We start from the raw sequence: 12,794 nt of genomic DNA on the forward strand, positions 1-12,794 counted from the left end.
TCCCCTAAATGTAGAGTAATTTTCTTCACTACAGCCTGCGAATAGGAGTTGCACTACCAAACGATCATTCCCTACAACTCCGTATACTTAGTCATTGTCCCGAAGGACTTGTCCACCGGATATTTGGCAGCGTTCTTCTTCATCTTGTTCCGAATGATCTCTTCCATGTTCAGATCCAAGGCTTCGGCCAGAAAAAAGGCATAAATCAGCACATCGGCCAGTTCATCCGCCAACTCTTGTCCTTTCGCAGCCACCGTCTCTTCCGAAGACTTCCATTGAAAATTTTCCAGCAGTTCTGAAGCCTCCAGACTTAGCGAAATCGCCAAGTCCTTTGGATTATGAAACTGCCCCCAATTACGTTCCTCCCGGAAGGCCAATAATTGCTCTCGCAGCTCTTCGTTCACAATCGACTTCCTCCTACTTTTATATACCATTTAATATGTGCCAAGATAAAACGTATGAATATCCGCTCTTTTTAGCTCTTCACCAGTCCCTTCGATAATACACTACGGACGAGCCACTTGCGGAAGATGAAAAATAAAATGAGCGGTGGTAGCGCAACAATTCCGCTCAGCAGGTAGATAAAGGGTGAGCCTCCCGTCCAGGCTTGCTGGAACATAAGCATATTTCCCACGGGACTCCAATATATAGGCCTAGATGAATACAGCCACGAGGGGAGAACTGTATTCCATACACTGACAAACTGCAATACACTCAATGCAATGATTGATTTCCAGGTTTTGGGGATAAACAAGGTGAAGAATGTCTCAAGCTCTCCCCTTCCCTCTAGCTCCGCCTGCTTCTTCAAAGGCGCATATCGGCTATTAAAGAGACTTTTCAATACAAAAGCAGCAGCAACTGGATTCAGCCCGGTAATCAGGATCGGAATCATCGTATTAATGAGCCCCAGCTGTTGGAACGCATAATATTGATGAATGCTGATCCCGCCCGATGCACACAAGGCAAAGATGAGCGCCAATCTGTAAAGCATCCCTCCATGTAGGCGCTTGACCGTCAGCGGATAAGCAAGCACAGCTGCAATCATGGCAGTAATCACGCTAAGCAGCATGGCTCCGAACAGATAAGTGGCAAAGGAAGGTAAGGGTAAAGCATTCCCAACGGTCATCTCTCCCGGAAGCGCGGACAAATGAGGTCGAAGGTACATTAGATAGAGGATTGCCAGTACACTAGCCACACCAGTAGAAGCAACGATTACTCCCGCCAGGCGAGAACCGCCAAAGGTTCTCCCTACACCGTCTTCCTGTTGGGGGAACAGATCCTTCACAAGCAAGCCACGGATTAGAAAATAGACAGCAACCATCAATAGCAGTTGTAAAATGAACCGAATGATCCAAGCGGCTGAAGACAGGCTGAAATCCACTCCAACTACCCCTTCAATAATGATAAAGAAATCAATTCCCCCATGCGCTCGTTCCATTAATGGACTAGCAAGAACGAATATTAGCTCCGGATTACTAGACAAGAGATAGGCAAGCTGCAGCACAGTAGTAGCCGCAACAGCCCTCGCTGCCGGAGCCACCGTGGAGGTCCAATAGCTGACAGAACCATGAGGCATGTCCTGCCGGATGGCTGATTGTCTGGCTGATATGGCGATTAAAGCGACCAGCAGCGGAATTCCTCCATACTGAATAAGCCTCAGCAGCAGAACTGTCAAGGTGAAGGACCCCGGATTAGCTAAGGCATCTAAAACACTTGAATGTGAAGCCGAGTCCCATACATTCAGAGCCAGTATCGCAAGCACCGCAGTCGGAATAAAGAACGGCAGCACCAACAGGGAGACAATCCATTCCTTCACACGAGCCGATGAAATGCCACTGATGGCAAGTGCTGCTCCAAAGACTATTACACTCGAGAGCAGTAAATATTCCACATTCATTCCCAACGTTAATCCCATCGCCTTGAGAAATTCGTGATTGGTAAACAAATCAGCATAATTACGCAGACCGGCCCAGGGGCTGCTCAATAACCCGCGAACGGGATGAAAATCCTTTAATGACATGAGCAGTCCCTGAATGAGCGGCACTCCCTGAATAACCACAATCAGAAGAATAGCTAGTATCATGATTGTATAATGCAGACCATATGAGACTTTTCTTCTCCCCCTATTCTGCTGAACAGCACCCCAGCTATTATCCTGTTCAGTTTCCGGCTGCCTCAAGATTTCATTTTGGTTCATACTGAGCCTCCATAACATTTATTCAGACAAGTAAGCAATCATTATTTTACCATATCGGTTAATATCCTCCTGCAAAAAAATATCTATTTGCGCACAAAAAGCATCGCCCATCTGCTTTATAGCAGATTGCGACTTCATTGTTGACAAAAATAAATCTCGCATAATACTATAGATACCAACGGTCGGTATTAAAAGAGGGGAGGGCAATATAATGGCCAGAAACAAACATCCCGAGCAGACACTGGAGCAAATTTTGTCTGTGTCAGCGAAATTATTTACAGAGAAGAGCTATGAGAAGACGAGCATACAGGATATTATCGATGCTTTGGGAATGTCCAAGGGGGCAATTTATCATCACTTCAAGTCAAAAGAGGAAATCCTGGAGGCTGTGATGGACCAACAGTTCAGCTATGCAGCCGAAATGCTCAACCACCTGATTGTAAACACAGAAGCACCCAATGCCAGATTAAAGCTCATTCAGATCCTGGAGAATGTATTGTCTGACCCGAAGGCCCATACCCTGGATAAGGTGCTAAGTCATCAGATCAAAAATCCACAGTTTGTCCTGACTGGCATGAAGAACGGGGTGGAGAAGGATGCTCCGATCATTGCTCAGATTATGATTCAAGGCCAAGAGGATGGATCGATTACGACAGAATTCCCCTATGAGTGCGCCGAGGTATTTATGCTGCTCATCAATATATGGATCAATCCGACACTGTTTAGACGAAATCGCGCTGAAACGATATCACGGTTAACTTTTTTACAGCAAATGATGAGAAGCTTGGGGGCCGACATTATCACTGATCAGCTCCTCCAGAAGGTGGCAGAGCATCACTCAATCATAGGGGGCTATCAATAAATGTCACTAATCGTGCGAAAAACGGAACCTATTCCCTGTACAGCCACTAACATCATGCTGGACTGGCTGACAGGCGACATCCATATCGAGCCTAGTGATAGCGATCATATCGTGCTTACACAGTTGGCGGATCGTAAATTCCCGGAAAAAAAGCTCTTTCAATTTCAGCAAGCGGAGAAAGAGATGCTGTCTATTGTGGATGGACGCAAATCATTTGTTAACATTGGCTTCAACTTGCGCAAAACGATTTTAAAAATCCAACTTCCCAAAATGCAATTTCATTCGATATCCATCCGTCATGTAGGCGGGCAAGTAACGGCCCAACAACTGCATACGAAGAAGCTCCATTGCAGCACTACATCCGGTCAAGCAAAGCTTTCCGGCTATATGGAAGAGCTCATACTTCATGCTACAGGCAGCCATGTAACGGGTTATGAATTAGAGATCGGGAAGCTGGAGCTGCGAGCTATCTCCTCCAAGATAAAACTTGCCGGGCAGTTTTCATCCTTAAACTTAATAGCCACGGGAAGCAACGTAGCGATCCCTTCTTCCACAGCTCCCGCTCAGATCAACTCTATCTCTACAGGTGCAAGTGTAACTGTAACCCTGCCGGAGAATGACGGGTTTGTTTTACAATTCAAAAAACGCTCTGGTCGACTTCAGAGTGACTTCCCCCTCATTCAGAAAGAAGATACCTGCACCTATATCAATGGTGTACGCACTTACCACGCTGAAGTCAGGGGCGGAAGCTTTACTCTCCGCAAATCATAAAGACCCACCAGGAAGCACCCCGCTCGCTACGTCCTTGTTGGCAGAACGTCCCGGCGAATTCGCCCGCCGACTGGGGGGAAGTCTTCAAGTTCAATCGCGTGCTGCTGTAGATTTCACTTCGGGATGCTGCTGCAAATGACCACACTTATCTGTGTCCGACTTGGTGGGGAACAAGGGATTTTCGGCAAATTCAACCTCTTGTATCTCCATGGGACGCGACACAGGCCCCTCTTCCGTCACCGTTATCAGCATGGCAATCTCAATCCCTTTAATCAAATGACTGACCGTTTCCACGGCCTCGCGATGCTCTTGATTGTTCATCATGATGTTCCCTCCCCCGCAAGACGGCAAGGGACAGCGCTACTCGTTCCAGATCAAAACACGAATCGGCGTCGGATTATAGGCGTTGCACGGATTGTTCAATTGAGGGCAATTGCTGATCAGTACCATCGACCGGCAGCTGGACTGAACCTCGACATAACGCTCCGGCGCCGACACGCCGTCCTCGAAGGTTAGGCCCCCCTCCGGAGTAACTGGCACGTTCATGAAGAAATTGATATTGGGCGATAAATCCCTTTTGCTATACAAATGTCCTTCGGGATGCTTGGTCAATTCCAGCATGAAGGTATCCCGGCAATTGTGCATGTACCCCTTCTCATGCGCATAGCGGACCGTGTTGCTCTGGGATGAACAGGACCCGCCCACCGTATCGTGACGGCCGCAGGTGTCGGCAACAATCTTCACCAGCTCTTTGCCGGATTCCGCCAGCAGCCTGGAGCCCGTGGTCAAATACAGGTTGTTCTGCTCATGAATCGTCCGTACGGCACTATAGTGATCCTCCGGGTTGTCTGCATCATAAAATAGCGTATCGGCCGCCTGATTCCCCTCCATATCGACAATACGAAGCACTTGTCCCGGCTTCAACTCATGCATCCAGCCCTCTCCGGCCGGAACAACCCGGTCATAGACCGCCGTATCGGCAGATCTCGGGCTTTCCACGTGATTAAATGCCTTTACCATCGTCTTCAACCTCCTTCAAGTATGTGTATTTCAGCTTTGCAGCGCGTAATAGTTCCAGGTATTGTTGAACGCCCGCCGATTCTCGGGACGGTAATTCACACAATAATCCTGCGAATCAACAGGCAAGGCCGGCAGCACCTCCAGCTTCACCGGTACCGATGGATACTTCTTGCGTGGATCGAGCAAATGCGGTGTATTAGACAGAACGAGCAAGATATCCATTTCCGTACGTAGTGTAACTACTTGTCCCGCCTTGCAATGACCCTCGGCAAAATGCATATTGCCCTCCGCGTCACAGTAGACCTTGGAGAACCAGTTAATGGCGGGAGACAAATCACGATTGCCCAGACCACAACGGGTCAGTTCTACGGCCAAATTCTCCTGCCCGCTGCGCAGCCAATCATTACGCTGCTCCTGATAGCGGCTGACACCGTACTTCTCATCCGTCGACTCCCGTGTCGTGTAAGCGCCCAGCGGGTCATGCCAGCCCAGATCATCCTGAACAATACTGGCCAGTGCCCGGCCATTGTCGCTCATCAGCACATGCCCCTTGGTCAAATGAGCGGTATGCTGCGCCTTCAAGGTATCGGGCATATTGTACCGCTCCGTCAAATCTGCGGCGTGATATAGCAGCATCGTCACGTTAGCCCCTTCTTCCATCGCTGTCAGGCGGATCAGCTTTCCCTTACCAATCACACCGGACCACTTGCCTCCTGGATGCATCGTTTCGCTCCAGAGAATATTCATGGCCGTTCACTCCTGTTCCCTTTGTATTCGCCTGCTGTCAGGAAGATATAACAGAAGGAGATATCTCAGGGCGCACCCTATTAGGTGCAACTCTACGACATCTCCCAGGTTTTTATCCTTCCGTGTAGTCCCCGGCGTGCGGGACCGTTTACTCTCGGACCAGACTCTGTTGCCAGACGGAACCCTAGTAAACTCCAAAGTTATTCAGTTGTCGAAGCTTTTATGTTAGATAATATAACGTCAAATTTTTAATCTTGTCAAACAGAAAAATAAAGAAGGAGTTTTTTCTTCTTTCATTTTATCTATTTTCACGACACTATTTCATAATTTGAAAGCGTTATTATATAGAAGATAAACATTTGTTTACAGCCCCTGATTAAAAGAAATTCCTTTGATTTATCAAGCATCTCCACAATAAACAGCCCTCCATTTTGTGAAGAGTTCACAAAAACAGAACAGGAATACCCTCTCATTCTAGTGAGCATTCATGAAAATAAATCCAAGCCTCTTCGGCATCTTGACAGCTTTCGACAAACGGAAGGATAATTAGAATCATAAATTTTAATGTTATATTACATGACACAAAAGGAATGTAATCTTAGAATAACTAACATATACATTACATTTAAGGTTAGTTAATTCCTTGAAATTATTGAGATGCTACTACAGTTTGAGAAACCCATGTATAGGTTTTGACAGAGAGGGGTTGCCACTTGGAGAAAATGACTATCGCAACATTAAAGGTCATGTACCAGAACGGAACCATGACGCCGCAAAAGCTGATCCATACCATTATCGAACGGGCAGAGCGTGACCAAGCCATGAACATCTGGATTGTCCCTCCTTCTCTTTCCTTTATTCAGCCTTACCTCGACCGATTGGCAGAGAAGACCCCGGAGCAATATCCGTTATGGGGGATTCCCTTCTCCGTCAAAGACAACATTGACCTGGAGGGCCTGCCTACGACAGCAGCTTGTCCCTCCTATACCTACAAGCCGAAGAAAAGTGCAGAAGCTGTCGCCAGACTGATTGCAGCCGGTGCTATTCCGGTAGGCAAGACGAACCTGGATCAGTTCGCCACCGGGCTTGTGGGCACGCGGAGCCCCTACGGCGAAACGCATAACTCACTGAAGCCTGAGCTGATTAGCGGCGGCTCCAGCAGTGGCTCGGCGGTGGCTGTGGCCCGCGGGCAGGCCATCTTCTCCCTGGGCACCGACACCGCAGGCTCGGGCCGTGTGCCCGCCGCGCTTAACAATCTGATTGGCTACAAGGCTTCCATTGGCGATTGGCCCGTAGACGGCGTCATTCCCGCTTGTGCCAGTCTGGACTGTGTTACGGTATTCGCTTCGGCGCTGGACGACGTTTACCTGATCGACTCCGTCATTCGTGGTAAGCAGGGGGATTCCTCTCAAAGCCAGAGCCCGCCTCCTCCGTTGACTATCCCGGCCAATTCCCCGAGAAAGCTGCTGCTGCCGAAGGAGCCGCCAGTCTTCTACGGAGATTACCGGGAGGCCTACCGTAAGGCATGGGAACACGCGGTCCAACGGCTGGAACGATCAGGCATTCCGGTTGAATACGTAGATACCGGCATTTTCGGCCAAGTCTCCAGCATTCTGTACGACGGCCCCTGGATTGCCGAACGCTGGGCTGATCTGGGCAGCTTTGTGGAGACGCACCCGGGACAGGTTTTCCCGGTCACGGAGCAAATTTTGCGTTCCTCCCAAGAGCGAGGATATGATGCGGCTTCCGTCTTCACCGCACTACACCAGTTGCGGGGCTACAAAGCACAGACGGATGCCTTGATGCAGGATGCCATCCTGGTGATACCAACCTGTGGCGGAACTTACACCCGAGCCCAGGTTGCTGCCTCACCAATATCCACGAACAGCGATATGGGACGTTATACCAATCATTGCAACCTGCTGGACCTTAGTGCCATCGCTTTGCCTTCTGACTTCGCAGACGAGAATTTGCCCTTCGGCATCACCATGTTCTCCCTGCGCGGCCAGGATCACTTCCTGAAAGGAGCCGCTGCCGCCTTCCTTAACACCGAGGCGGTAGAACTGGCCGTCTGCGGACTGCATATGCGCGGATTCCCGTTAGAGAAGCAGTTGCTGGACTGCGGTGCCTCCTTCGTTCGTACCGACCAGACAGCGCCATGCTATCGCTTAATTCGACTGAATACCTTACCTCCCAAGCCGGGCCTGATCCGCTCCGAGCCGGGAAGCTCAATTGACCTGGAAATATGGAGCATTCCGCTGCATCGGCTAGGCGATCTGCTGCGCCAAGTGCCGGCCCCGCTGGGACTGGGTAAGGTGAAGCTTCAGAGCGGCGCGGAAGTGACCGGCTTCATCTGCGAGCCATATGCCCAGCAAGAGAGCGAGGACATCACCCGTTACGGAGGTTGGGCTCTTGCAGAGCAGCACAAAGAACGAGACAAGAACCCGGTGAAAGGGTAACTACGCTCTTACTCAGTCTATATAGGAAGGAAGCGAACGCGATGGACAAGACCGAACATTCCCTGGAATCAGCCGCACTTTCTTTTCGCTGCAACGATCTGTTCCAAATGACTTCTCTTCCGGGCTTGAGAATGCTGGCTGGAGAAAGAGGACTGAACAACACCATTAGCCGCGTCAATATTATGGAGGTTCCGGATATTGAGAATTGGGCTCAGGAGAGCGAACTGCTCTTAACTACCGGGTACTCGCATCACCACAATATGGATGCGTTCCTGGAGATTATTCCGAAGCTCGTGGACCGGGGCGTAGCTGCGCTGGGCATTAAGCCCAAGCGCTTCATTACCGAGGTCCCCAGGCAGATTATCGAATGCGCCGAGGCCTGCGGACTGCCGCTATTCGAGCTTCCCGAATCGACCATCTTCTCCAACGTCGTTCGCGAGGTCATGGAGAGAGTCATTTCGCTGGAGACAAGAACCGTCATGCTGCTGCAGCATCGGCTTGAGCAAGTCTCCGAGCTGATGCTCCATGGCCACGATATGACGCAGATTATTGAGCGTATTGAGGACATGGTCGGCAACCCGCTCGCCATTCTCGACGCCTTCGGGCAATTGATTGCCTCGCCCAGGCACGAAGCCTACTTCCGGCCGTTTCCGGAGCGTCTGCGCAACTTTGATTTACGCTCCTCTCCGGGCCATAGCGAGCTTCACTTCATAGATGAGGGTGTCCCGGACGGAGGCATCCAGCTACACATCTTCAACCTGTGGGAAACGGAGCGCGACCCCATCCTGGTGCTGTTGGCCGAGGCCTACGCCCCCTGTGACGGACTGGTGCTGTCTACGGTCTCGCGCATCCTGCCGCTACTGAATATCCGGATCAGCGGCGAGAACACCTATAAGCTGGTCAAGGCCAAATACTTCGATGATTTCCTGAAAGACTGGCTGGCCGGAGTCATACCCGGACCCGAAGAATTGGACATCAAAGGCAGACTATACGGCTATGAAGCCCTATCTTCGAGCGATTACCGCATAGCTATCCTTAAATTCCATACTGATACGCCGCCGGCTCCGGATAGCGCCTGGATTGCCGAACTGAACCGTCTGGCCCCGGGCAGCGGGCTGTATACAGGAATTGGCGGCAAGATCGTCGCCCTGCTCCCGCAAGCCAAGGACCGGGATCAAGACATGTTATCTCCGGAAAATGCCGAACCGTTCATCAGGCAACTGGCCCAAATTTGCGGCACGGACGCCTTCTCCCTATGCATTGGCGAGATCAGCTCCGCCCTTGATGTGCATCAGGGCTATATTGACACCGAGAACCTGTTCACCGCTTCCTGCGTCAGCAGAACAGACTCCCGGGTGATTACTTGGGAGCAGCTTGGAATCTATGCCATTTTGAGCTTGCTTCCCAAGCATGCTAACGTCGATAAATTCCTGAACCGCTATATGAAACCCATGGTGGAATATGATGAAGCACATCATGCCAGCCTCGTTCAGACCTTGAAGCTCTACTTCCAATACGGCTGCAATATCCGGCTTACAGCCGGGGCCATGTACACCCATTACAACACCGTCGTCTATCGTCTCGATAAAATTAAATCCCTGCTCGGCATTTCCTTCGACGACCCGGAAGCTCGCTTAACGCTCCAGATCGTCATGAAAATTCATGAGATGGGGGAATAACGCAAACCGCAAGACCATTCTAAAGGGGGAATAAAACATGAAGCCACGAACTCGGCGCAGCCTGTTCCGCATCCGGCGGGATATTCATCCGCGGCTGTTCAACACCATTATGATCGTCACCTTTATGCTGCTCATCGCGTTCTGGTACGTGGGCAGCAACTTCTCCGGCATTAACCCCATCTTTCTGCCAACGCCTCAGGCGACCTTCTCCTATTTGGGGCAAGCGCTCAGCAATGGCAGCCTGTGGGAAGACATCGCCATCAGTTGCTACCGCGTGCTCATGGGCTTCCTGATTGCCGTAGTCATCGGCGTTCCCCTAGGGCTGCTCTCGGGAGCTTATAAGATCATAGGGGCCATTATGAAGCCGCTGATCGAGTTCTTCCGTTACCTGCCGGTATCCGCCTTGATTCCACTGATTATGGTATGGACCGGGGTCGGTGAAACCGCCAAAATCACGATCATCGTTGTAGGCGCCGTGTTCTCCATGACCGCCATGATTGCCGATATCGTCAAGGGCATTCAGATTGACCTGATCAACACCGCCTACACACTGGGCGCTTCCCAGGGGCAAGTCATCAAGAATGTCATCATCCCGGCCATGATGCCCAGCGTCATGGATACCATGCGAATGGTCATGGGCTGGGCCTGGACCTACCTGATTATGGCGGAGATGCTTGCTTCCAGTTCGGGGCTGGGCTACAGCATCATGATTGCCGAGCGATTCATGAAGACGTATATCATCTTTGGCGGCATCTTCGTCATCGGTCTGCTCGGGCTGTTGTTCGACCGAATCTTCGCCATCATTAATAAGCGCCTGTTCCACTGGGCCGAGGATATTTAAATAAGGAGGGGTTTAGCCATGCAGCAAGCCACGATGGGTCCGAAAATTTCCTGTAAGCAACTGAACAAAATTTACCGCTCCAAGCGTTCGGAAACGTTCGCGCTCCAAGACATCAACATGGACATTGCCGACAATGAATTCATTTGCGTGGTAGGTCCCTCCGGTTGCGGCAAGTCCACGCTCCTGCGCATCTTTGCCGGACTGGATGAGGCAACCTCCGGAGACATTCTGCTGGATGACCGCATTATGACCGGGCCGGGAGCCGACCGCGGCATGGTCTTTCAGGCATATACCCTGTTCCCCTGGCTTTCAGTGGAGAACAATATCCGTTTCGGGCTCAAGCTCAAGAACCTGCCCAAGACCGAAGCCGACCAGATCGTAGAGAAATACCTGGGCCTTGTGGGCCTGAGCGATTTTCGCGACCGCTTGCCCAAGGAGCTGTCCGGGGGGATGAAACAGCGCGTAGCCATCGCCCGGGCGCTGGCCAACAACCCGGAGGTTCTGTTAATGGACGAACCCTTCGGCGCTCTGGACCCCGACACCAAGGGCAATATGCAGCTTCAACTCCGGGAGCTGTGGGAGAAGGAGAAGCACACCGTTATCTTCATCACCCACGATATTGAGGAAGCCGTATTCCTGTCCCAGCGGGTGTATGTCATGAGCGCACGCCCGGGCCGGATCATCGCCGATATTCCCATCGACCTACCCGCCAAGCGCGATTTGGAGCTGAAGGATACCCCGGAATTCATTCAAATTCGCAAAAAGATTCACGGACTTCTGCACTCCGGAGATTTCGGAATGGAACTCCATGCAGCCAACTAGTCTGATCTCTACCTTTCGCCAGGATGCCCCCTTCCTGAAGAGCTTCCTCCTGCTGTCGCTGCCGATCGGCTTGCAGAGCATGATTACCAGCATCACGAACACCTTCAGTTCGCTGATGGTCGGGCAGCTTGGGGATCTTCCGGTATCGGCCACCAGCCTGGCAGGACAAGTCTTCTTCATCCTTAATCTGATAATCGTCGGGATTGTCAGCGGGGCAACTATTTTTGTCTCTCAATTCTACGGTAAAGGGGACCGCCAGCATCTGAATGTAGCCTCCGCACTGGCCTTCGCGCTGATTCTTGCAGTCAGCTTCCTGTTCACCTTGATTGGACTCCTCTGGCCACAGCAGGTAGTGGGTATTTTCTCACGAGAAAGTGAAGTCATTGCCATGGCTGCCCCCTATTTGCAGATTGTATGCCTGAGTTATCTGCCTACCGGGATATCGCTGGCCTGTACGATGGTGTTCCGCAATATCGGCCGGCCCGGCTTCCCGCTGCGGGTTACGGTATTGACCATTCTGGTAGATGTCATCCTTAGCTACGGATTCATCTTCGGCAAGCTAGGTTTCCCTGAGTTCGGTGTACAAGGGGCCGCCTACGCCATCGTGGTGGCACGCCTGATTGAGATGGTCATTATGGCCTCCATGCTGTACGGCAAGTTCGGCGAGTACGCTCCCCGCTTGGGTCATCTGCTGGCTGCTCGCAAGAAATTTCTGGCTATCTTCTTCAGAACCTCCTTCCCGGTGATCATTAATGAAACCGTGTGGAGCATCGGCTATGCCCTGTACAACGTGGTCTTCTACCATATGGGCTACACCGTCGGTGCTGCCGTCGGGATTGCCAAGGTGCTGGAGCAGCTGCTGATCGCCTTCTTTATCGGTACTGGACAAGCCTCCGCCATCATCCTGGGGCAGACCATCGGGGAAGGCAAGCAGGACAAGGCACCCTATCTCGTGAAACGCATGGAAGCTTATACCGCATTATTCGGTATTTTTACCGGAATTCTGCTCATTGCCGGCTCCCCGCTGCTGCTAAGCATGTATCAGGGCATCTCCGAGGAAGTGCGCAGCACGGTTACGTTGCTCTTGATCTACCTGGCGATCATTATGCCCATCAAAGGCATGAACTTCGTGCACATTATGGGCACGCTTCGGGCCGGGGGAGACACCAGGATGTGCTTCATCATCGATAACGTCACCTTGTGGTGCATTTCGCTGCCACTAACCTTCCTCACGGGGTACTTTCTGGACCTGGGAATCGGCATCGTCTTCCTGTTCGTCATCATCGATGACATATGCAAGTACGTACTCGTCCGGCTTCGCATCCGGAGCAATAAATGGATTCGCAACCTGGTCAGCTAGTCCAAGCCGGGTTTTGATCAAATACAAAAAAATGCA

12 protein-coding genes and 1 riboswitch are annotated in these 12,794 nt (G+C 51.2%); of the genes, 7 read left to right on the forward strand and 5 right to left on the reverse strand.

Annotated elements, in window-relative coordinates; translation table 11 throughout:
* Nucleotides 1-71 precede the first annotated feature (71 nt).
* Together TX85_RS16795 and TX85_RS16800 are read right to left on the reverse strand one after the other, a co-directional pair.
* Complete coding sequence (locus TX85_RS16795) at nt 72-404, reverse strand: nucleotide pyrophosphohydrolase (RefSeq protein ID WP_044480688.1); 333 nt, start codon at nt 402-404, stop codon at nt 72-74.
* A gap of 71 nt (nt 405-475) precedes the next feature.
* The gene (locus TX85_RS16800; protein WP_044480690.1) at nt 476-2,197 is read right to left on the reverse strand and encodes a hypothetical protein; all 1,722 of its coding nucleotides are present in this window, start codon (nt 2,195-2,197) and stop codon (nt 476-478) included.
* Between the two features lie 211 nt (nt 2,198-2,408).
* Here TX85_RS16800 and TX85_RS16805 point away from each other — a divergent pair, with 211 nt between their 5' ends.
* A complete protein-coding gene (locus TX85_RS16805) occupies nt 2,409-3,059 on the forward strand; it encodes a TetR/AcrR family transcriptional regulator (RefSeq protein ID WP_044480691.1) in 651 nt (216 codons plus the stop codon).
* 54 nt (nt 3,060-3,113) lie between these two features.
* Nucleotides 3,114-3,830 (forward strand): DUF4097 family beta strand repeat-containing protein, encoded by a 717-nt coding sequence (locus TX85_RS16810; RefSeq protein ID WP_158297350.1) that lies wholly within the window; start codon nt 3,114-3,116, stop codon nt 3,828-3,830.
* A 90-nt stretch (nt 3,831-3,920) separates the two neighbouring features.
* On the opposite strand, the gene TX85_RS16815 is transcribed toward TX85_RS16810, so the two are convergent.
* Genes TX85_RS16815 through TX85_RS16825 form a run of 3 tightly spaced genes read right to left on the reverse strand, consistent with a single transcriptional unit; the run spans nt 3,921 to nt 5,597 of the window.
* The gene (locus tag TX85_RS16815; protein WP_081671778.1) at nt 3,921-4,154 is read right to left on the reverse strand and encodes a pyridoxamine 5'-phosphate oxidase family protein; all 234 of its coding nucleotides are present in this window, start codon (nt 4,152-4,154) and stop codon (nt 3,921-3,923) included.
* Between the two features lie 36 nt (nt 4,155-4,190).
* Nucleotides 4,191-4,850, reverse strand: coding sequence for an urea amidolyase associated protein UAAP2 (locus TX85_RS16820; protein WP_044480693.1), 660 nt, complete (start codon nt 4,848-4,850; stop codon nt 4,191-4,193).
* A 30-nt stretch (nt 4,851-4,880) separates the two neighbouring features.
* Nucleotides 4,881-5,597, reverse strand: a complete 717-nt coding sequence (locus tag TX85_RS16825; RefSeq protein ID WP_044480694.1) for an urea amidolyase associated protein UAAP1 — start codon at nt 5,595-5,597, stop codon at nt 4,881-4,883.
* 99 nt (nt 5,598-5,696) lie between these two features.
* Nucleotides 5,697-5,796, reverse strand: a riboswitch (guanidine-I (ykkC/yxkD leader).
* A gap of 523 nt (nt 5,797-6,319) precedes the next feature.
* On the opposite strand from TX85_RS16825, the gene atzF reads away from it, so the two are divergent.
* Genes atzF through TX85_RS16850 form a run of 5 tightly spaced genes read left to right on the forward strand, consistent with a single transcriptional unit; the run spans nt 6,320 to nt 12,758 of the window.
* Nucleotides 6,320-8,056: an allophanate hydrolase gene (gene atzF / locus TX85_RS16830; RefSeq protein WP_044480902.1), complete on the forward strand. Its 1,737-nt coding sequence runs from the start codon at nt 6,320-6,322 to the stop codon at nt 8,054-8,056.
* A gap of 41 nt (nt 8,057-8,097) precedes the next feature.
* Nucleotides 8,098-9,735: a PucR family transcriptional regulator gene (locus TX85_RS16835; protein ID WP_044480696.1), complete on the forward strand. Its 1,638-nt coding sequence runs from the start codon at nt 8,098-8,100 to the stop codon at nt 9,733-9,735.
* A gap of 37 nt (nt 9,736-9,772) precedes the next feature.
* Nucleotides 9,773-10,576, forward strand: coding sequence for an ABC transporter permease (locus tag TX85_RS16840; protein ID WP_044480698.1), 804 nt, complete (start codon nt 9,773-9,775; stop codon nt 10,574-10,576).
* An 18-nt stretch (nt 10,577-10,594) separates the two neighbouring features.
* Nucleotides 10,595-11,398 carry an ABC transporter ATP-binding protein gene (locus TX85_RS16845; RefSeq protein ID WP_044480699.1) on the forward strand — a complete coding sequence of 268 codons (804 nt, stop codon included), beginning with the start codon at nt 10,595-10,597 and terminating at the stop codon, nt 11,396-11,398.
* A complete protein-coding gene (locus TX85_RS16850; RefSeq protein WP_044480700.1) occupies nt 11,385-12,758 on the forward strand; it encodes an MATE family efflux transporter in 1,374 nt (457 codons plus the stop codon). The genes TX85_RS16845 and TX85_RS16850 overlap by 14 nt, the downstream gene beginning before the upstream one ends.
* The last annotated feature ends 36 nt before the right edge of the window (nt 12,759-12,794 follow it).

The organism is Paenibacillus antibioticophila (genome assembly GCF_000455265.1).
GTDB lineage: Bacteria > Bacillota > Bacilli > Paenibacillales > Paenibacillaceae > Fontibacillus > Fontibacillus antibioticophila.

Excerpts from the sequence above, each read along its gene's own strand:
- TX85_RS16800 (WP_044480690.1), bottom strand. The coding sequence starts at position 2,197 with ATGAACCAAAATGAAATCTTGAGGCAGCCGGAAACTGAACAGGATAAT.
- TX85_RS16815 (WP_081671778.1), bottom strand. The coding sequence starts at position 4,154 with ATGATGAACAATCAAGAGCATCGCGAGGCCGTGGAAACGGTCAGTCAT.
- TX85_RS16820 (WP_044480693.1), bottom strand. The coding sequence starts at position 4,850 with ATGGTAAAGGCATTTAATCACGTGGAAAGCCCGAGATCTGCCGATACG.
- TX85_RS16840 (WP_044480698.1), top strand. The coding sequence starts at position 9,773 with ATGAAGCCACGAACTCGGCGCAGCCTGTTCCGCATCCGGCGGGATATT.
- atzF (WP_044480902.1), top strand. The coding sequence starts at position 6,320 with ATGACTATCGCAACATTAAAGGTCATGTACCAGAACGGAACCATGACG.
- TX85_RS16810 (WP_158297350.1), top strand. The coding sequence starts at position 3,114 with ATGCTGGACTGGCTGACAGGCGACATCCATATCGAGCCTAGTGATAGC.
- TX85_RS16805 (WP_044480691.1), top strand. The coding sequence starts at position 2,409 with ATGGCCAGAAACAAACATCCCGAGCAGACACTGGAGCAAATTTTGTCT.
- TX85_RS16850 (WP_044480700.1), top strand. The coding sequence starts at position 11,385 with ATGCAGCCAACTAGTCTGATCTCTACCTTTCGCCAGGATGCCCCCTTC.
- TX85_RS16825 (WP_044480694.1), bottom strand. The coding sequence starts at position 5,597 with ATGAATATTCTCTGGAGCGAAACGATGCATCCAGGAGGCAAGTGGTCC.
- TX85_RS16835 (WP_044480696.1), top strand. The coding sequence starts at position 8,098 with ATGGACAAGACCGAACATTCCCTGGAATCAGCCGCACTTTCTTTTCGC.
- TX85_RS16845 (WP_044480699.1), top strand. The coding sequence starts at position 10,595 with ATGCAGCAAGCCACGATGGGTCCGAAAATTTCCTGTAAGCAACTGAAC.